19 protein-coding genes are annotated in these 18,331 nt (G+C 66.3%); 10 read left to right on the top strand and 9 right to left on the bottom strand.

The window, feature by feature from the left end; translation table 11 throughout:
* Positions 1-13 precede the first annotated feature (13 nt).
* From ACYQ4T_RS17650 to ACYQ4T_RS17635, 4 genes are all read right to left on the bottom strand, one after another.
* On the bottom strand, positions 14-1,111 hold the full coding sequence (locus ACYQ4T_RS17650; RefSeq protein WP_459856836.1) for an asparaginase: 1,098 nt from the start codon (positions 1,109-1,111) through the stop codon (positions 14-16).
* Positions 1,112-1,170: 59 nt separating this feature from the next.
* Positions 1,171-2,394 (bottom strand): MFS transporter, encoded by a 1,224-nt coding sequence (locus ACYQ4T_RS17645; protein WP_459856834.1) that lies wholly within the window; start codon positions 2,392-2,394, stop codon positions 1,171-1,173.
* Positions 2,395-2,511: 117 nt separating this feature from the next.
* Entirely contained in the window at positions 2,512-3,444 is a 933-nt protein-coding gene (locus ACYQ4T_RS17640; RefSeq protein ID WP_459856832.1) for a flavin-nucleotide-binding protein, read from the bottom strand.
* On the bottom strand, positions 3,441-4,052 hold the full coding sequence (locus ACYQ4T_RS17635; RefSeq protein WP_459856830.1) for a glutathione S-transferase family protein: 612 nt from the start codon (positions 4,050-4,052) through the stop codon (positions 3,441-3,443). The genes ACYQ4T_RS17640 and ACYQ4T_RS17635 overlap by 4 nt, the downstream gene beginning before the upstream one ends.
* 98 nt (positions 4,053-4,150) lie before the next feature.
* Between ACYQ4T_RS17635 and ACYQ4T_RS17630 the strand changes: the two genes are divergently transcribed.
* The 8 genes from ACYQ4T_RS17630 (at position 4,151) to ACYQ4T_RS17595 (ending at position 10,645) form a co-directional block, all read left to right on the top strand.
* The gene (locus ACYQ4T_RS17630) at positions 4,151-5,056 is read left to right on the top strand and encodes a LysR family transcriptional regulator (RefSeq protein ID WP_459856827.1); all 906 of its coding nucleotides are present in this window, start codon (positions 4,151-4,153) and stop codon (positions 5,054-5,056) included.
* A gap of 55 nt (positions 5,057-5,111) precedes the next feature.
* Positions 5,112-6,113 (top strand): aldo/keto reductase, encoded by a 1,002-nt coding sequence (locus tag ACYQ4T_RS17625; RefSeq protein WP_459856824.1) that lies wholly within the window; start codon positions 5,112-5,114, stop codon positions 6,111-6,113.
* Positions 6,114-6,123: 10 nt separating this feature from the next.
* Complete coding sequence (locus ACYQ4T_RS17620; RefSeq protein WP_459856822.1) at positions 6,124-6,747, top strand: TetR family transcriptional regulator; 624 nt, start codon at positions 6,124-6,126, stop codon at positions 6,745-6,747.
* Between the two features lie 170 nt (positions 6,748-6,917).
* Complete coding sequence (locus tag ACYQ4T_RS17615) at positions 6,918-7,823, top strand: DMT family transporter (protein WP_459856819.1); 906 nt, start codon at positions 6,918-6,920, stop codon at positions 7,821-7,823.
* 19 nt (positions 7,824-7,842) lie between these two features.
* The gene (locus ACYQ4T_RS17610; RefSeq protein WP_459856816.1) at positions 7,843-8,460 is read left to right on the top strand and encodes an RNA methyltransferase; all 618 of its coding nucleotides are present in this window, start codon (positions 7,843-7,845) and stop codon (positions 8,458-8,460) included.
* A gap of 64 nt (positions 8,461-8,524) precedes the next feature.
* Positions 8,525-9,094 (top strand): invasion associated locus B family protein, encoded by a 570-nt coding sequence (locus tag ACYQ4T_RS17605; protein WP_459856813.1) that lies wholly within the window; start codon positions 8,525-8,527, stop codon positions 9,092-9,094.
* 10 nt (positions 9,095-9,104) lie between these two features.
* The gene (rlmN, locus tag ACYQ4T_RS17600) at positions 9,105-10,247 is read left to right on the top strand and encodes a dual-specificity RNA methyltransferase RlmN (RefSeq protein WP_459856810.1); all 1,143 of its coding nucleotides are present in this window, start codon (positions 9,105-9,107) and stop codon (positions 10,245-10,247) included.
* Positions 10,244-10,645, top strand: coding sequence for a GFA family protein (locus ACYQ4T_RS17595; protein ID WP_459856807.1), 402 nt, complete (start codon positions 10,244-10,246; stop codon positions 10,643-10,645). Before rlmN ends, ACYQ4T_RS17595 begins: the two co-directional genes overlap by 4 nt.
* Positions 10,646-11,035: 390 nt before the next feature.
* On the opposite strand, the gene ACYQ4T_RS17590 is transcribed toward ACYQ4T_RS17595, so the two are convergent.
* The 4 genes from ACYQ4T_RS17590 to ACYQ4T_RS17575 all read right to left on the bottom strand — a co-directional run bounded on the left by ACYQ4T_RS17590 (position 11,036) and on the right by ACYQ4T_RS17575 (position 14,510).
* Positions 11,036-11,527: a hypothetical protein gene (locus ACYQ4T_RS17590; RefSeq protein ID WP_459856803.1), complete on the bottom strand. Its 492-nt coding sequence runs from the start codon at positions 11,525-11,527 to the stop codon at positions 11,036-11,038.
* A 43-nt stretch (positions 11,528-11,570) separates the two neighbouring features.
* The gene (locus ACYQ4T_RS17585) at positions 11,571-11,723 is read right to left on the bottom strand and encodes a hypothetical protein (RefSeq protein WP_459856801.1); all 153 of its coding nucleotides are present in this window, start codon (positions 11,721-11,723) and stop codon (positions 11,571-11,573) included.
* 15 nt (positions 11,724-11,738) lie between these two features.
* Positions 11,739-13,079 carry a hypothetical protein gene (locus ACYQ4T_RS17580; RefSeq protein ID WP_459856799.1) on the bottom strand — a complete coding sequence of 447 codons (1,341 nt, stop codon included), beginning with the start codon at positions 13,077-13,079 and terminating at the stop codon, positions 11,739-11,741.
* 462 nt (positions 13,080-13,541) lie between these two features.
* Positions 13,542-14,510 (bottom strand): homocysteine S-methyltransferase family protein, encoded by a 969-nt coding sequence (locus tag ACYQ4T_RS17575; protein WP_459856796.1) that lies wholly within the window; start codon positions 14,508-14,510, stop codon positions 13,542-13,544.
* Between the two features lie 286 nt (positions 14,511-14,796).
* Here ACYQ4T_RS17575 and ACYQ4T_RS17570 point away from each other — a divergent pair, with 286 nt between their 5' ends.
* Positions 14,797-15,429: a TetR/AcrR family transcriptional regulator gene (locus ACYQ4T_RS17570; protein WP_459856793.1), complete on the top strand. Its 633-nt coding sequence runs from the start codon at positions 14,797-14,799 to the stop codon at positions 15,427-15,429.
* A 101-nt stretch (positions 15,430-15,530) separates the two neighbouring features.
* The gene (locus ACYQ4T_RS17565; RefSeq protein WP_459856791.1) at positions 15,531-16,601 is read left to right on the top strand and encodes an aldo/keto reductase; all 1,071 of its coding nucleotides are present in this window, start codon (positions 15,531-15,533) and stop codon (positions 16,599-16,601) included.
* Between the two features lie 130 nt (positions 16,602-16,731).
* On the opposite strand, the gene ACYQ4T_RS17560 is transcribed toward ACYQ4T_RS17565, so the two are convergent.
* Entirely contained in the window at positions 16,732-18,324 is a 1,593-nt protein-coding gene (locus ACYQ4T_RS17560; protein ID WP_459856789.1) for a L,D-transpeptidase family protein, read from the bottom strand.
* Positions 18,325-18,331 lie beyond the last annotated feature (7 nt).

Below are 18,331 nucleotides of genomic sequence, written 5' to 3'. Positions count from 1 at the left end.
GGGAGACGGTGATTCAGAACCGCGCCTCGGTGCCGGGTGCGATCTTGCCGGTGATGGTGCCGGCCCAGTTCTTGATCGCCGGCTCGATCACCGCCTGCAGCTTCGCCTCGGCAGCTTCGTCGATCACGCCGAGATGGCGCAGCACGGCGCCCATCGCCACTTCCGAGGCACGGCCGCCGCCATCCGCGACCTTCAGGCAGATGCCGAGGCCATGCTCCGGCAGCGCCCCCATATAGACGCCCTCGGCACCGGTCTTGATCGCCGCCTTGGCGCCGGTGACCTCCATCACCTGGGTGCAATAGCGGTTGGTGCCGGCGACGTACCAGGGCTCGCTCGTCATCGCCTTGGCAATGCGGCGGCAGGCATCCGCCCGCGCATCGGGGAGATGATGCGGATCGGCGAACTGCGCCATCGCGAAGGCATGATGGCCGATCGGAAAAGCGATGGTCGGGATGCCGCAGCCATCGATGCCGCGCGGCACGCCGGTCAGGCTGAAGCCGGACATCTGCTCGAGGATGCCGACCAGGCGCTGCTGCAGCGGGTGCTCATATTGGAGATAGCCCTTGGTCGGGAAGCCGAGATGCACCGCGGCGGTGAGAAAGCCGGTATGCTTGCCCGAGCAGTTGTTGCGTTCCCGGGTCGGGCCTTCATGCGCCTCATACATCGCGCGCAAGGCCGGCTCGTGGCTCGGCGCCTGCGGGCCGCATTCGAGGTCATCGACCGTAAGACCGACCCTGCCGAGCCAAGCCTTCACCGCATCGACATGGCCGGGCTCGCCGTTATGCGAGGCACACGCGAGCGCGATCTCGCGGTCGCCGAGCGCATATTTGTCGGCGGCGCCGGACTCGACCAGCAGCAACGCGAGCAGCGGCTTGATCGCCGAGCGGCCGTAGATCGGCGCCTCGAAATCACCCCATGCGACAATGACGCCGCCATGGGAATCGACCACCGCGCCGTGCACCTCGTGTCGGCTCTCGATCAGGTTGCCGCGCCAGACGTCGATCAGCAGCGGGCTGCCATCGGTCGGCACCGCGGGCAGGTCGCGGAACTGCGGCGCCGGATGAACAGGGTGGTGGTGGTGATGGTGGCCGTGTTCGTGGTCGTCTTGCATGGCGCGTCCTGAATTCTTTTCAGGGCTGCACCATGGAATGTGCCGCGTCCGGAAGCAAGTTAGCTTTGCGCCGCCTTCCGGCTGCGCTGCCGCGCGGTCTCGAGATTAGGCAGCAGCACCGTCAGCAGGCCGATCGCCGGCAGCCAGGCGCAGACCGAATAGACGAACTCGACGCTGGTCCGGTCGGCGAGCGCGCCGAGGACCGCGGCGCCGATGCCGCCCATGCCGAAGGCAAGGCCGAAGAACAGGCCGGCGATCATGCCGACACGGCCGGGCACCAGCTCCTGGGCATAGACCAGGATCGCCGAGAAGGCCGAGGACAGGATCACGCCGATCACGACAGTCAGCGCCACGGTCCAGAACAGGCCGACATGCGGCAACAGCAGGGTAAAGGGCAGCGGCCCCAGGATCGAGAACCAGATCACGCGCTTCCGCCCGATCATGTCGCCGATCGGCCCGCCTGCCAGCGTGCCCGCGGCGAAGGCGCCGAGGAAGACGAAGAGGAAGATCAGCGCGTTCTGGACCGACACATGGAAGCGGTCGATCAGGTAGAAGGTGTAATAGCTCCGAAGACTCTCCGTGTAGAAGAACTTGGAGAAGATCAGGGCCAGCAGCACCAGCAGCGCCACGGTGACTTGCCGCCTGGTGAGATTGGGCCGGACGATCTCAGCTTTGGGCTTCGCAGCGCGGGCGCGGCGATGCGACTGATACCAGCTCGCGACGCCATAGAGCACGGAGATCGCCACCAGGGCCGCCAGCGAGAACCAGGCCAGGCTCTTCTGTCCGTTTGGGATAACGATGAAGGCCGCCATCAGCGGGCCGGAAGCCGAGCCGATATTGCCACCAACCTGGAACACCGACTGCGCCAGACCGTGCCGGCCCCCCGAGGCGAGACGCGCGACCCGCGAGGATTCTGGATGGAACACCGATGAGCCCATGCCGACCATGGCGGCACCCACCAGCAGGATCGGATAACTCCCCGCATAGGCCAGCAGCAGCAAGCCGATCAGCGTGCAGCCCATGCCGATGGGCAGCGCGAAGGGCTGCGGCTTCTTGTCGGTGGTGAGGCCAACCACCGGCTGCAGGACCGAGGCCGTGATCTGAAAGGTATAGGTGATGAACCCGAGCTGCATGAAGTTCAGAGCGTATTCGCTCTTGAGGATCGGATAGATCGAAGGCACCAGCGACTGCATCATGTCGTTCAGCAGATGGCTGAAACTGATCGCGCCCAGGACCGCCAAGGCGGTCTTCTCCGCATCGCTCCGGTCAACGGTTGCGGCCATGTTGCTCACGCGGGCTTACTCCGGCTGGGTCTTCGAAGGCAGGACGGCCATGTTCGCCGCCGCATTGCGACCGGACAACCGCAACGACCGGTGATCAGCCTTGCGTTCGGCGCAACCTCACCCGCCGTAGACGCCCACCGCCAGCGAGCGGGGCGAGAGTTCGGGCGCGCCGAACCGCAAGGGGAAGCCGGCGCGCAGCCAGCGGCCGGATTCCACCCGCACCTTCCAGAGCCGCTCGGCACCGGCAAAGGCTTCAACTTCGCGGCCATCCCAGACGACTTCCGCTATGCCGGTCACCTGCAAGAGATCGCCGGTGGCGAAGTCCATGATCAGCAGGCCGGCGCGCGGGTGAGCGAGCAGGTTGCCGATGGTCTGGAAGAAGCCGTTGCCGCGGAAATCCGGCACCACGATCGCGCCCTCGCGGTCGAGGCCGAGAAACCCCGGCTGGCCGCCGCGATGCGAGACGTCGATGCTGTACTTTCCATCCGCGCGCTTCGCCGCCGAGGCGACGAACATCGTGTCGGCGCGGCGGATCAGATCCGCCGCTTCCGTGGGCAGGCCGGTGAAGTTTTCGACCGCACCGGCTTGCGGCGTGAAGGCGGTGTAGTCGCGGCGCTGGATGTATTGCGGGCAATTGCCGAAGCTCTCGCGCACGTGGACGGCGAAGCCCGCCATGTCGCGCGCGACCACATGGCCGTTCATGCGGTTGCGACGCCGGGTCGGCAGCTCGATGCCGAGGAAGCCGAGCGCATTGCCAACCTCGAGCGCATCGCCCAGCGGATCTCCCGGCAGCGGGTTGGCCTCGATCTCCAGCCGCCGCGGGTGCGGGCTGCTGGCGAAGCCCGGCATCCCGGAGAGGATCGAGGCCCAGGGGCGATGCTCGGCATCGAGCGAGCCCACCACGACGAAGGGCAGCTGCTCGAAGAACTGGCGGTGCTGGTCGGGCATGAAGTCGCGAATGACCTTCGGCCCGATCGCCGCCATATGTTCGGCCGTCCCGACGCGGGCCTGCGCGGCCCGTTCGCCGTCATGCCAGGTGTTGGCGATCATCGCGGCATTCCTTCGAAATGCGGCAGGGCTTCGACCCGCTTCAGCCAGGCCTGGATGGCGGGATAGGGCTCGAGCCGGATGCCACCCTCCGGCGCGACCGCGGTGTAGCTGTAGAGCGCGATGTCAGCCAGGGTCGCACGGTCGCCGACCAGGAAGGCCCGGCCCTCGAGTTCCGCTTCCAGGATCTTGAACAGGCGCTCGGCCAGAGTCTGGGCAGCGGCGAGATCGTATTGTCCGCCGAACTTCAGGACGATCCGGGCCCGGGCCGGGCCGAAGGCCAGCCAGCCCTGGGCCACCGAGAGCCAGCGCTGCACCTCGGCCGCCGTCACCGGATCGGCCGGCAACCAGGTCCGGTCCGGGTCGTAGCGGCTGGCGAGATAGACCAGGATCGCGACCGAATCCCCGATGACGGTCCCAGCGTCGTCGATCACCGGCACGGTCGCGAAGGGATTGAGCCGGCGGAAGGCCTCCCCCCGCTGCTCCCCGCTCGCAAGATCGATGGCTTGGTAGGTGAAGGGCAGGCCGAGGAGACGGAGCATCAGCTCCGCCCGGTGCGAGTGGCCGGAAAGCTTGAAGCCGTAGAGGGTGATCGGTCGGGTCGGGCGCATGAGGGTCTCCAGTGCTGCGAGAACCTCATATTTATTATTTCTAGCGCTGCCATAAATGGCTTAGTCTGGCCTTCTCTATTTCATTTTTTGCATTAATCATGGATCGCCTGGAAGCCGTCGAGATCTTCGTCGCCGTGGCCGAGGCCGGCAGCTTCGTCGGTGCAGCGCGACGACTCGGGCGCTCGCCGGCGGCAATGACAAGGGCGGTGGCCAGCCTGGAAGACCGGCTGGGCATCCGCCTGTTCAACCGCACCACGCGGGCCGTCGCCTTGACCGATGCCGGGGCCCGCTATCTCGAACGCGCTAGGCGCGCCCTTGCCGAGTTCTCCGAGTTGGAGCTCTCGGCAGCGGGCGAGCAGCAGGTGCCGCAGGGCCTGCTGACGGTGACCGCACCGGAGATGTTCGGGCGCCTGCATATCCTGCCGATCGTGCAGGCCTATATGGCCGAGTACCGGCAGGTGGATGTCTCACTGCTGCTGCTGAACCGCATCGTCTCCTATATCGACGAGGGTATCGATCTCGGCCTCCGAATCGCGCAACTGCCGGATTCCAGCTTGCAGGCGATCCTGGTCGGGCAGGTGCAACGGATCTGCTGCGCCAGCCCGCACTATGTCGCCGCCCATGGGATGCCCCGCCGGGTCGAGGACTTGAGCCGTCATGCGGTCATCGCCACCACCGGCGTCCGCCCGGTCGCCGACCGCTGGAGCTTCGAACGCCGGGGCCAGACCGTTTCGGTGCCGATCCAGCCGCGGTTGACGGTGAACTCGGTGCAGGCGGCGCTCGATGCCGCGGTCGGCGACGGCGGGATCGTCCGGCTGCTGTCCTACCAGACCGCCATCGCCGAGGCCGAGGGCAAGCTGGTCCGGGTGCTGGAGGACGAGCCGCAACCACCGGTCCCGGTCCACATTGTCCATCCCGCCGGCAGGCACCTCGCGGTCAAGGCCCGGCTCTTCATCGACCGCGCGGTCGGAACCCTCAGAGAAAAATTCAGCAGCGCCTCTTGACGAGAGTGACAAATTACATATTTTGTCACTGGTCACTTCCCCAGAGGAGCTTTTCATGGAACAGCGTCGTCTCGGCTCGAACGGGCCGCTCGTCTCCGCCATCGGTCTCGGCTGCATGGGTATGTCGGACTTTTACGGGCCGGCGGACGACAAGGAGAGTCTTGCCACCATCGATGCCGCGCTCGAGGCCGGTATCACGCTGTTCGATACCGGCGACTTCTACGGCATGGGTCATAACGAGCTGCTGCTGCGCGAGGCGATCAAGGGCGGCAAGCGCAACCGCATGTTCATTCAGGTAAAATTCGGCGCGCAGCGGGCGCCCGACAGTTCCTTCCTCGGCTTCGATGCGCGGCCGGCGGCGGTGAAGACCGCAGTCGCCTATTCGCTGAAGCGGCTCGGTACCGATTACATCGATCTCTACATGCCCGCGCGACTTGATCCCGCGGTCCCGATCGAGGAGACCGTCGGCGCGATGGCCGAGCTGGTGAAGGCCGGATACATCCGCCATATCGGCCTTTCCGAGATGGGTGCGGCAACGATCCGCCGGGCGCATAAGGTGCATCCGATCGCCGGCTTGCAGATCGAATACGGATTGATGACCCGCAGCATCGAGACGGAGATCCTGCCGACCTTGCGCGAGCTCGGGATTGCGGTCACCGCCTATGGCGTGCTCGGCCGCGGCCTGCTCGGCGGATTGAAGGCCAGCGACTTTTCCAGGCCCGGCGACTTCCGCGCACACACGCCGCGCTTCCAGGGCGAGAATCTCGCCAACAACCTGACCCTTGCGCAACAGCTCGAGACTCTCGCCCAGGAGCTGGGCGTCAGCTCCGCCCAGCTGGCGATCGCCTGGGCGCTGACTCGCGGCTACGACATCATCCCGCTGGTCGGCACCAAGAACCGCAAGCGTCTCGCCGAGGCTGTTCAGGCCACGGAGATCAAGCTCTCCCAAGCGGATCTCGCCCAGATCGAGGCCGCGGTCCCGGCCAGCGCCGTCGCCGGCACCCGCTATGACGCGCGGCAGATGCAGATGCTGGACAGCGAGCGCCGCTCCGCCTGATAAGGAGAGGATGAAGAAGCCCGCCATCCGTAAAGCCGAACAAGAAGGCAAAGGCAGCGAGACCCGCGAGCGCATCCTCGCGGCGGCGGAGGATCTGCTGCGGAAACATGGCATCGCCAAGACCTCGGTGGTGGACGTTGCGCGGGCGCTCGACATGAGCCATGCCAACGTCTATCGCCATTTCGCCAGCAAGTCCGAGCTGCAGGATGCCGTCGCCGAGCAGTGGCTGGCCAAGATCATGGCGCCGCTGCGTGCCATCGTCGCGGAAGAGGGCGATGCCGCCGAGCGGCTGGAGCGCTGGGTGCTGACCCTGGCGGCGCAGAAGCGCGCCAAAGTCCTGAACGATCCCGAGCTCTTCGCCGCCTATCACGCGATCGCCCAGGACGCGCGCGCGGTGATCGAGAGTCATGTCGGCGAGCTGCAGCAGCAGATCGCGCAGCTCATCCGCGACGGCGTCGCGCAAGGCGCTTTCAAGGTGAAGAATGCGGACACCGCCGCCATCGCCGTGCTCAATGCGACCTCGCGCTTCCACCATCCGTATCACGTGAAGGAATCCGGCGGCCGCGATACCACGCCGGAGATCAAGGCGGTGCTGCAGCTGGTGCTCGCAGGCCTGCGCGCCGGCACGCTCTGAGCGGCGCCAAGCTGCATACAGATGCGGGTGTGATCTCAACAACTTTTGTTTGACGCGACGGAGAAGCCGCGAGACTGTGGCCGGAGACAAAAATCACATCCGAGTCGGCGTTCCGGCTTCGGCTCGGAAAACAGGGATCCGGGGGCGCCTTGCGCGCAGCAATCCATCTGATGGTGCTCGCCGTTATCCTCTCGGGTATCGGCCCGGTGCTGGTGCGCGACAGCCCGGTCGATCCGGCGTCAACCGCTTTCTGGCGCCTGGCCATCGCACTGCCGATCGCGCTCGTCCTGATCCGGCGCTCTTTCCTGCTCCCGCCGCGCGCCATGGTCTGGGCCGCCTTCGCCGGCCTGTTCCTCGCCGGCGACCTCTGCTTCTGGAACGAGGCGCTGATGCGGACCACGATCCTCGAGGGCACCGTCCTCGTGATGGTCTATCCGTTGATCGCGGCGATCGCGAATTACCTGATCTTCAAGGAGCGGATCACCAAGCGGGTCGCGATCGGCGGCCTGATCGCCTTCGGCGGGCTGCTCTTGATGGTTGCCGATGCCGATCCCGGCGGGCGATCGAGCCTGGTCGGCAACCTGATGGCGGTCGCCGCCGCGTTCTTCTACACGGGATCGCTGCTGATTTCGGCGCGGCTCTGTCGAATCTACGATACCCAGATCGTCTCCTTCTGGCTGATTTTCTGGGCCGCGGCCGGTGCCGCCGTGGTCGCCTTCGCGCCGGTCGCGGCGGATGCGCTCAGCGTCATGCCGGCGGCGCCCGACAGCCGGCCGGTGCCGCGCGACTTCCAGGGCTGGGCCTATGTGGTCGGCTACGCGGTGCTGACCCTGGTCAGCTACAACCTCTTCAACCGCGGCCTGAAGACCGTGCCAACCGGTCTCGCCTCGCTGATGGGCTATGGCCAGCCGGTGGTCGCAACCATCCTCGGCTTCTTCATCCTCGACGAGACACCGACCCTGGACGGGATCCTGGGCAGCATCGTGATCGTGATCGGCCTGGTCCTCGCCACCCGCCAGCCGCAGGAAAAGCCCGAAGAAAAGCCACCCGAAAAGCCGCTGGCGCCGGCGGCCTAGAACGCTATCTTCCCGCCCCATGAGCAATGAAGCCAAGCGCGACCGCGCGTCCAATGCCACGGCCGGGCCGGGCCCCAAGATGCGAGGCTATTTCGGGATCGGCGTCGAAGGGATCTCGAAGCCGATGAATCTGGGCGCCGTGCTGCGCACGGCCCATGCCTTCAATGCGAGCTTCGCCTTTGCCATCAAGGCCGAGTTCGACGTGCCGACGGTCCTGGCCAGCGACACGTCGGCCGCCTTCAACAGCCTCCCCGTCCAGCTCTACGAGAAGGTCGAGGATTTCGCCCTGCCGCTGCATTGCCGGCTGATCGGGATCGAGATCACCGAGGACGCGGTCGACCTGCCGAGCTTCACCCATCCGGTCGCGGCTGCCTATGTGCTGGGCGCCGAGCAGGATTCGCTCTCGCCCGAATTGCAGGCGCGCTGCGATTTCATCGTCAAGATTCCGACCAAGTTCTGCGTCAACCTGGCGGTCGCCGGCGCCATCGTGATGTATGACCGGATGATCAGCCTGGGCCGCTTCGCCGAGCGGCCGGTCCGGGTCGGGGGCCCCGTAGCCGCGCAGCAGAAAAAGCACCGCCACGGCCTGCCGATCTGGAAGAAGAACCGGTTGAAAACATTGGGCAATCCCGAATAACGCCGGCGATCACTTTTGCCTTTCCCGGGTGGATTTTCCGCGGCGCACCTGATACATCCCGCCGATGGCAATCATTCTCAAATCGCTCCTCGCCGGCTTTGCCCTGAGCCTCGCCGCCACGGCTTCGGCCCTGGGGCAGGAGGTGGCGCAGGACGCCACCGCAGCGGCGGCAGCCGCGACCCCGACGGCGGTGGGCAGCTTCAAGTCCTGGTCGGCCTATACCTTCGAGGATAAGGGCCGGCTGATGTGCTACACGCAGAGCGAGCCTGCGGGCTCGATCGGCAAGGTCGAGAGCCGCGGGTCGGCGGCAGTGATGGTGATCCAGGCGCCCGACGCCGCCGCCCGGGACCAGGTCTCGATCGTGCTCGGCTTCCTGCCGCAGGACGGCAAGAACGTGACAGTCACGATCGGCGCCAAGGCCGGCAAGGGCAAGAAGTTCACCCTGAAGAAATTTGCAGTCGGCCGCGCCTGGGCCGAGAGCAGCGGCCAGGACAAGCAGATCGTCAGCGCGATGAAGCGCTACAACTATCTCGTGGTCGATTCGATCTCGAAGAAGGGCGAGAAGGTGCGCGACACCTATTATCTCTCCGGCTTCGGCAAGGCCTACGACGCCTCGGTGACGGCCTGCAAATGAGCCCCCGCCCATGAGCACGGCCCATCATGCCGAGGTGTTCGAGGCGCCCTTGCCTGCCGCCGACGCCAAGCGGACCCTGGTCGGCCTGTCGCGCGAGGAACTGACCGCGCTCATGCAGGAGATCGGCGAGCCGGCCTTCCGCGCGCGCCAGCTCTGGCATTGGATCTATCACCGCGGCGAGACCGAGTTCGACAAGATGACCTCGCTCGCCAAGCCGTTCCGCGCGGCCTTGGCCGAGCATTTCGAGGTCGGCCGGCCCGGCATCAGCGTCGACCGCGAGTCGATCGACGGCACCCGCAAATGGCTGCTGAAGTTCCAGGACGGCCAGGAAGCGGAGTCGGTGCATATCCCGGAAGAGGATCGCGGCACGCTCTGCGTCTCCTCCCAGGTCGGCTGCACCCTGACCTGCAAGTTCTGCCACACCGGCACGCAGCGCCTGGTGCGCAATCTTGCCGCCGGCGAGATCGTCGGCCAGGTAATGAATGCCCGCGACAAGCTCGGCGAATGGCCGAGCCCGCAGGACGGGCGGCTGCTCTCCAACATCGTGATGATGGGGATGGGCGAGCCGCTCTACAATTACGACAACGTCGCCAAGGCGCTGAAGATCGTGATGGACCATGAGGGCATCTCGATCTCCAAGCGCAAGATCACGCTTTCGACCGCCGGCGTCGTGCCGATGATCGGCCGCGCCGGCGCCGAGCTCGGCGTCAACCTGGCGATTTCGCTGCACGCCGTCACCGACGAACTCCGCGACAGGATCGTGCCGATCAACAAGAAGTATCCGATCGCGGAGCTGATGCAGGCCTGCCGCGATTATCCGACGCTCAACAACGCGCGGCGCATCACCTTCGAATACGTGATGCTGAAGGACGTGAACGACAGCCCGGCCGATGCGCGGGCGCTGGTCCAGCTGATCAAGGACATCCCGGCCAAGGTGAACCTGATCCCGTTCAATCCCTGGCCCGGCGCACCGTTCGAACGCTCGACCAATGCGGCGATCTCGAAATTCGCCGAGATTGTATTCAACGCCGGCTATGCCTCACCGGTCCGCACCCCGCGCGGCGAGGACATCATGGCGGCCTGCGGCCAGCTGAAAAGCGAGAGCATCCGCGAACGCAAGAGTGTCCGAGACGCCGCGGCCGCGGCGGGATGAGCCTGAGCGAACTGAAGGGCGCCTGCTTCTGCAAGACGGTGCAATATGCCGTCGAGGACTCCTTCGAATACGCGATGAACTGCCATTGCTCGCAGTGCCGCCGCACCACCGGTGCGGCGTTCAAGCCCTTCGCCGGAATCCGCCGCGAGAAGCTCCGCCTCACCGCCGGCGGCGATGCGCTGCTGGTCTATGGCGACGCGACCGGGAACGACACCCACTGCCGGACCTGCGGTTCGCTGCTCTACTCGGTGGTGCGCGAGGGCAAGTATGCTCATGTCGCAATGGGTACGCTCATCGACGCGCCGTCGATCCGGCCGAGCGCGCATATCTTCGTCGGCTCCAAGGCACCCTGGTTCGAGATCACCGACGACCTGCCGCAGCACGACGAGTTGCCGTAACGGATTGACAGAGCACCAAGCCCGGCCGGGATAGGGCGGGCGGGTATAAACGCGGGCGTTTTCCGGAGCGCAGACGGCGGCAAGCCGCTGACGATGCAGGCGTTTTTCGCACGCAGACGGCGCAGCCGAATCTCGCTTCTGTCTGCGTCGGGTCTGCGTTGCAGCGCAGCGCATGGACCGGCGAAATTTCTCCTGTCTGCGTCCGGTCTGTGTTGCAGGTGCAGCAAAGCGCCGAGCCGGTGAAAGCGATCCCTCATTCCGTACATGCACTGTCAATGCAAAGTGAAAGTCGCGTGCACGCCGCTGCGGTCGAAGCGCGGTTTAGTCGTGAGGGCGCATCGTCCGACGCAGCTCTCGATGGAGGATTCACGATCTCAAACAGCTTGCGCATTATACCACAAGCGACGTCGCTTGTCCGGTGCGGATTCTATCGAGCGCTGAATTCCGGATCTTTCCGTCGATAAACCGTTCCGCGCGCGGCATGGCGTCGTGCAGAAATTGCAGCGGCTCGCGCAGCCATAGGCCCGCGTAGGTGCGCGACCTGGCTTCGGAGATGAGAACTTCTGCGGGCAGTTCGATCAGCGTCGAATTCCACCCTGGCCACCAGCGGCACGCCTTCGCCTGCATATGCGCCATCAGGCGATCAAAGCGGCTCCAGCCGTGATAGTCGAAAGCCAGGCCGCCCTCGTCGATTGCGATGATGTGGTTGCCGGTGAAGCCTGCGGCCGGCTTGATCCAGAGCGCGCGAAAGCCGCGATCGGGAAAGCGCCGCAGGAAGGCATAGGCGAGGATGTGGCAGGCGCCGCAGGCGAAGAAGACACGGTCGGGCAAGGCCCAGCGTTTCTCGGGATTCTTCTTTATGCCGGGCCGGAGGCGATACATCGCCGCGATTCTACCCTGGCGGCGATGGCGGAAGGAAGACGCGCTACGGCTTCTTGGGGATCTCGGCCTTGACGGTCCAGGTGCCGTCGGCGTCCTGCTTGCTTTCGACCTTGGTCGCCTTGTCGCGCTTGATGTAGCGCTGCACCTGCTCGCCGACCTTGTCCTTCTCGACGCCGGTCGTGGTTGCGGTTGGCACGTCTCCCTCCTCGCCTTAGGGCAACAGTTCGGCGATCGCCTGCTGCCTGAGCTGGGCGAAGCCGGCATGGGTCAGGAAGTTGGTCATCGGCGCGCCGGGCGCGTTGCGCGCGATGAACGCCTCGAGCTTGGCATCGAAGCCGGGCACCGTGTCGAGCGCGGTTTCCAGCCGGGCCGTGCTGTCGTCGGTCGCCATCACGCCCGTCATATACTGGGCCGACTCGGCCTGGATCTTCTTGCTCAGAAGGTCCGCACATTGCTTCAGCGTGTTGTCGAGCAGGACCTGGTGCTGCGCATCGAGGGTCGCGACCTCCGTGATGTTGGTCAGCAGGAACATGCAGTCGGCGCCGGTATAGTCCTTGTTCACCACGGTGGTCACCATGGCCTGGACCGATTTCGCGACCTGCTCGGTCGCCTTCTCGTCCAGCTTCACCCGCGGCGTTACCCCGGAGAACTGGCCGGCGCCGGTCGTGCTCGCGGCGGTGTCGGACATGGCGGCGGTGTTCTTGGCCGCGATCGTGTCCACCACCTCCTGGGCATGCGCCTGGGATTCCTTGGCGTTCTTCAGCCGGCCTTCCTGGTTCGCAAGATCGCTGCGCATCCGGGTCAGGGTCGCCTGCTCCTGGTCGCGGGTCGCCTGCAATTGCGCGAGCTCGGTCGGCTCGATGTCGGCCGGCGCGTTGTCCACGGCACCCTGCGCCGCAGTCGCCTTGGGCTCCTGCGCCTTGACCGCGGCGGCCGCGGCGTCGCGATCGAGCTGCGCCTGGCTGGTCGCTTCCTGCTTGCGCTCGAGATTCTTGGTGGCGATGTCGAGCTGCTGCGCATCGCCGATCATGCTGGCCGAGGCGCTGGCATTCGAGGTGCCGGTGAGGATCGCCTGGTTGGCGGCGACCGCGCCGGTCAGCTGCTCGACCGCCACGACGACGGCGGTCAGATCCTGGCTGCGCGCCATCAATTGCGTGGCGCTCATCTTCGAGAGCTGGCCGTTGGCGCCAGCTTCACAGAGCCGATAGAGCGCGTCGCGCATCAGGGTGATGGACTGGGTGCGCAGCCCGATGCTGGCAATGTTGCTCTGCGAGGCGTTGGAGGCGGAGCCGGCGCCGTAACCCTGGGCGCTGACGCTGGCGGCGAGCGCGGCGGCATAGGCGGCCATGGCGTCGGGGCTGGCTTCGGCGCAATAAGTGCCGTCCTTGCCCACCATCATCAGGCGCTGCTGCGCATCGAGATGGATGGCGAGGCCCTTGTTCGAGGTCGGGTTGTCCGGGAGCGTGGTGCGGCGGCCGATACTGTAGAAATCGGCGCAGGAACTGAGAACCAGCCCCGCCGCAATCAACGTCATGAGCGGAAAGCAGCGCATCGACCCTCCCCCGACAAAAGGTGGCAGCTCTGTTCCGAATCGCTTCGCGCAGCCCCGCGCGCGCAACCGATCTAGGCTTTATATCCCGCGAACGAAGCGCCGTATACCGAAAGTCGACCCCAGGTTGTTGCAGCGCCAGAGAGCCGGCAGCGATATTGACCAATCCATGCAGGCCGCATCTTCCAGTGTATTTTGGCGTCATTCTTCCTATCCACGAGAATGACAGCCGCGCGTTGTATCCTGTTGAGGTTGAATGAAACTGGGCGGTGCGGCGTCCCCTAAGGCTGGGCCTCGCTTTCCGCGCAGACCGCTCCCACGAACAGCGCCGCCACATCCACCAATGGTCGCGCGCATCTTTGCTTGCGGGTGGCGGTGATTCGCAGCGCCCGCCCCGGCCCTCCCCCGATTCGGGGGAGGGGGAAGGAGCACGCGCGGCGTTTGCCTCGGACGCCGCGTGGCTTCTTAAGCGGCCTTTGCGCAGCAGTTGTGCGAGATTGCCTCGACGTGGCGGAAGTCGGTGCCGCAGCAGCCGCCGAGCACGGTGAAGTGCGGGTAGTGCTTCAGGAGATCGGCGTATTGCCGGCCGAGCTCGGCCGGGTTGCCGGCGTCGAGGTCGGTGGCGGCGTCGAGCTCGGCATGGCTGCGGCAGGAGGCGTTGGCGCGGATGCCGCGCAGGCGCTGGACCCAGGCGGCGCCCGGCTGCAGCACGCTGTCGAAATGCGTGGGATGCGCGCAGTTGATCATGAAATAGGTCGCATAGCCTTCGGTCGCGGCATCGACCTCGGCGATCGCGGCTTCCAGGCTCTGGCCGGTCGGCAGCTTGCCGTCGGTCTCCAGGGTGAAGGAGATCACCACCGGCACCTTGGCCGCCTTCGCGGCGCGCACGATGCCGATCGCCTCCGGCGCGTTGGTGATGGTGAAGGCGGAGACATAGTCGACCGCGGTCTCGGCGAGAACGCGGACCTGGGCGCCGTGGTATTCTTCGGCTTCCTGCGGGCTCATCAGCTGGCCTGGATCGTAGCCGTCGCCGCGCGGGCCGATATTGCCGCTGATCGGCATTGGGCTCTGCGCGGTCTCGTGGTCGCGCCGGACATCGAGCATCAGATCGACCGAGCGGCGGTTGATCTCGGCCAGCGCCTCCTGGTCATAGCCGAGCTTGGCACCCCAGTCGGGATTGGCGCGCCAGGTGGCGCCTTCGAGAATCAGGCCGACGCCGTTCGCGACCGCAAGCTTGGCAAAGCCGGCGTAGTATTCGCGCAGCCGCTTCACGCCCGCCTCGCTGTTGAGCAGCGGGAAGGAGGCGAAGCAGGGCAGATCGACGCCCTCGTGAAAGACCAGGATGGTCTCCAGGCCGGCGTCGGTCAGGAACCGCTTGCTGCCCAGCTGGGGAAGACGCCGGCGGTATTTTGCTGAGATTGGGGAAGCGGTCATGGCATTGGGCCTTTCGTTTGGGAGGATTCGCGGCCGGTGGTTCATCCCGCCGGCGCGGTGAACTTCCCCCAAACCCTGTTCTGCGCTCCAGAATGCCCGTGGTACAGCACCCTGACTTTCGAAAAACTGCGCTTTCCGAATGACTTATTGCGCAATCGTCAGAATGCTGACCGGCCCAACTGTGGCATGGATCACAGATTACTGGACCCATGGTACAGTAGTTTCGCCGGACTTTTCGAGATGGGCGGTCCATCCAAGGCTGCAGGCCAAGACTTCAGGGGCGATCATGCAGGGCAGGACAGCATTGGCCCGCAAGGGCAGCGAGACCCGCGAGCTGCTGCTGGAAGCGGCCGAGCGCGCCGTGCTGGCCAAGGGCTTTGCCGCCACCTCGATCGAGGAGCTGATCGCCGAAGTCGGCATCACCAAGAGCGGGTTCTTCTATCACTTCGGCGACAAGGCCGGCCTCGCCAAGGCGATGATGGAGCGCCATCTCGCCCATGACCGCGCGATCCTCGACGACGTGTTCCAGCGCGGCGACGCGCTGAACGAGGATCCGCTGCATGGCTTCCTGGTCGGCCTGCAGCTGTTCGCTGAGATGATGGGCCAACTGCGCGAGGCGCATCCCGGCTGCCTCGCCGCCGCCTTCACCTACCAGGACCAGCAATTCAACCGCGAGGTCCATGCACTCAATCGGCAGGGCGTGCTCGCCTGGCGCGAGCGCTTCAAGGCGCGGCTTGAGCTGATCGCCGAGCGTTATCCGCCGCGCATGCCGGTCAATCTCGACGGCCTCGCCGACATGGCCTCCGCACTGGTGGAGGGCGGACTGGTGATGGGGCGGATGCTGCAGGATCCCGCGATCCTGCCGCAGCAGATCCGGCTCTACCGCGACTTCGTGCGCGCGGTGTTCCTGCCGAACTGAGCGGCTTGGCGCGCGCCGCGCGCTGTGCTTACACTGCATGCAATATCCAAACGGCCGGTTCTCCTCGGCCGAACCCGCATGCAGCACAGGAAGGCAGCGCCATGGAATACCGCTTGCTCGGACGGTCCGGCTTGAAGGTCTCGACCCTCACCCTCGGCACGATGAATTTCGGCTCGGTGGGCGACTTCTTCAACAAGGCCGGCAAATTCGACGTCGCGGGGGCGCGGCGGGTGATGGACATGTATCGGGATGCCGGCGGCAATCTGCTCGACACCGCGAATGCCTATTCGACCGGCGTCTCGGAGGAAGTGATCGGCGAGGCGCTGGACGGCGCACGCAGCGACCTGATGGTCGCGACCAAGGTGCGCTTCCCGATGGCCAAGGGACCGAACGAGCGCGGCCTGTCGCGCCACCACATCATCAAGTCCTGCGAGGCGAGCCTCAAACGGCTGAAGCGCGAGACCATCGATCTCTACCAGATGCATGAATGGGACGGCGAGACGCCGATCGAGGAGACGATCGACGCGCTGGACGCGCTGCAGCGCTCCGGCAAGGTGCGCTACATCGGCTGCTCCAACTATTCCGGCTGGCACATCATGAAGGCGCTCGCCGTCTCCGACGCGCGGCACCAGGCGCGCTTCGTCAGCCAGCAGATCTACTACTCGCTGCAGGCCCGCGAGGCAGAATACGAACTGGTGCCGATCTCGGTCGACCAAGGGCTTGGGATCCTGATCTGGAGCCCACTGGCCGGCGGCCTGCTCTCCGGCAAGTACCGGCGCGGCAAGCCGATGCCGGAAGGCCGGCACCTGAAGGACTGGGGCGAGCCGCCGATCTACGACGAGAAGGCGCTCTACGACATCATCGAGGTGCTGGTCGCCGTGGCGGAGGCGAAGCAGCAGCCGGCCTCGGCGGTGGCGCTGGCCTGGTCGCTGGGGCGGCCCGGCGTCACCTCGGCCGTGATCGGCGCGCGCAACGAGGAGCAGTTGAAGGCGAACCTGCCGGCGGCGGCGCTGAAGCTCACCGACGAGGAGCGCAAGAAGCTCGACGACGTCAGCAAGCCCACGCTGATCTATCCCTATTGGCATCAGGCCAACACCGCCTCCGATCGCCTGAGCGCAGCGGATCTGGCGTTGCTGAAGCCGTTCCTGACCGGCAGCAGCCGGATGGGCTAACCTAATTATCGTCATTACCGGGCCCAGCTCACGAATGTCCGCATTCGCGGACGGGGCCGGCAATCTCGTGCCGACTGGAACAGATGCCCGGGTCAAGCCCGGGCATGACGATTAAGTGCAATGCATCCCGTCAGCTGCCACAGGGCTCCGCGACGGCGTTGACCTCGGTGGCGGGCATCGCTTTGTCCCAACCGTAGACGTCGTCGCGGAATTCAAGAGTGCCGTCGGCGTCGATCCAGGCGGTGTCGTAGACGAAATGCACGGGGAGCGGCTGCGCCAGCGCCACGACCTGGGTGCCGCCGACCGCGAGCGCGCCGTCGATACGGCCTTCGGTCCAGGCAGGATCGGCGGCGAGCAGCGGCTTTACCAGCGACGCAATGTCCGGGAGGGCCACGCAGCCGAGACTGCTGTGGCGATCGGGTGAGTCGAAGGCAGCCTGGCTCTGCGGGCCGCCGGGCACGCCGTGCAGGGCGATGCGGTCGTTGCCGGCGATCAGCAGCTTCGCAATGCCGAGCGGATTGCCGGCTCCCGGCACCTGGCGCAAGCCGTCGTCGGTCACGCGAATGCCGTGGTTGGTGAAGTAGAGCGCGTCCTCCTCCTGGCGCGGCCAGAGCTGTCGGTCGGCAACGCTCTGCGGGATGCGGTACGACGGACGGAGCTCGATGCGGTCGATCGCAGCATCCAGCGCCGGCGTCGGCGTCGCAGCGGCGCCGACAATGGCCGGGCCTTCAGCGATCGTGCCGCCCTTATCGACCAGGCGATAGCGCGCGGCGGCGAGGTTGACGACCAGATAGCGGCCGCCCCAGTTGCGATCCTTGCTGCGCGCGAGGTTGCGCTCGAGGCTGGCGATGCGTTGCGGCGCCGGCACGTTGAGCGCGGCAATGGTCGAGGCGCCGGCAACACCGTCGGCCGGCAAGGCGTGACGCGCCTGGAAATGCTCCAGGGCGGATTTCATCGCTGCGTCGAACTTGGCGCTGGGCGCCGTCGCCTTGAGATCGGCGGAGGCGATCAGGCGTCGGCTCAGAGCTTCGACGCGCGGGCCGGAATCACCGAGCTGCAGCTTCGGTCCGTCGGGCACAGTCGGCCAGTCGGTGACCTGGCGCCAAGCCTCTTTGGCCGGTTCCGGCGGCGTCTCGACCTTGGGAGTCTCGACCGCAGGCGGCGCCTCGGCCTTCGGCGTTTCGGCCTTTGGCGTTTCGGCGGGCGGCGTCTCGACTTTGGGCGGCTCCGGTTCCTGCAGCAGGGAGGCAACGTCGCCCGAGGCCGCGAGCGCATCCAGGGCGGCCGCGAAACCGGTGGGCGCATCCTTCGGCCGGAAGGCGCGCGCGGTCGCGCCATAGAGTGCGGTCAGCAGCAGATCGGCGCCGGCGCGGGAGTCAGCGCCGGGTTCCGCGGTCCGGGCGCGGGCCGCGTCGAGCAGTGGCTGCAGGTTGTTGCCGATGGTGAGGTCGGATCGGGTCAGCCGGTCCAGCAGGGCATGGGCGGCCGGCGCCTCCGCCGTGGTGAACCAGATCGGCAGGTTGCCGCGCAGGGCATAGACGTTGCGCAACGCCGCGACCGCCTCCGCGCCCAGCGCTGCATCAATGTCGATGACCGGGGGTGCGCCGACCGCGAGGATCTCGCCGATCGCCCTGGCTTCAGGCAAGGGGGCCTCGGGCGAGACGTCCTGCGCCGCCACGGGCGTGGCCGTGCAGGCGAGCAGCAGGAAGGCGACGCGAATCATCCGCATG

It is taken from the genome of Dongia sp. agr-C8, from assembly GCF_054658695.1.
The sequence above is the reverse complement of the archived record's forward strand: the minus strand, read 5'-3'. Positions and strand labels throughout refer to the sequence as shown.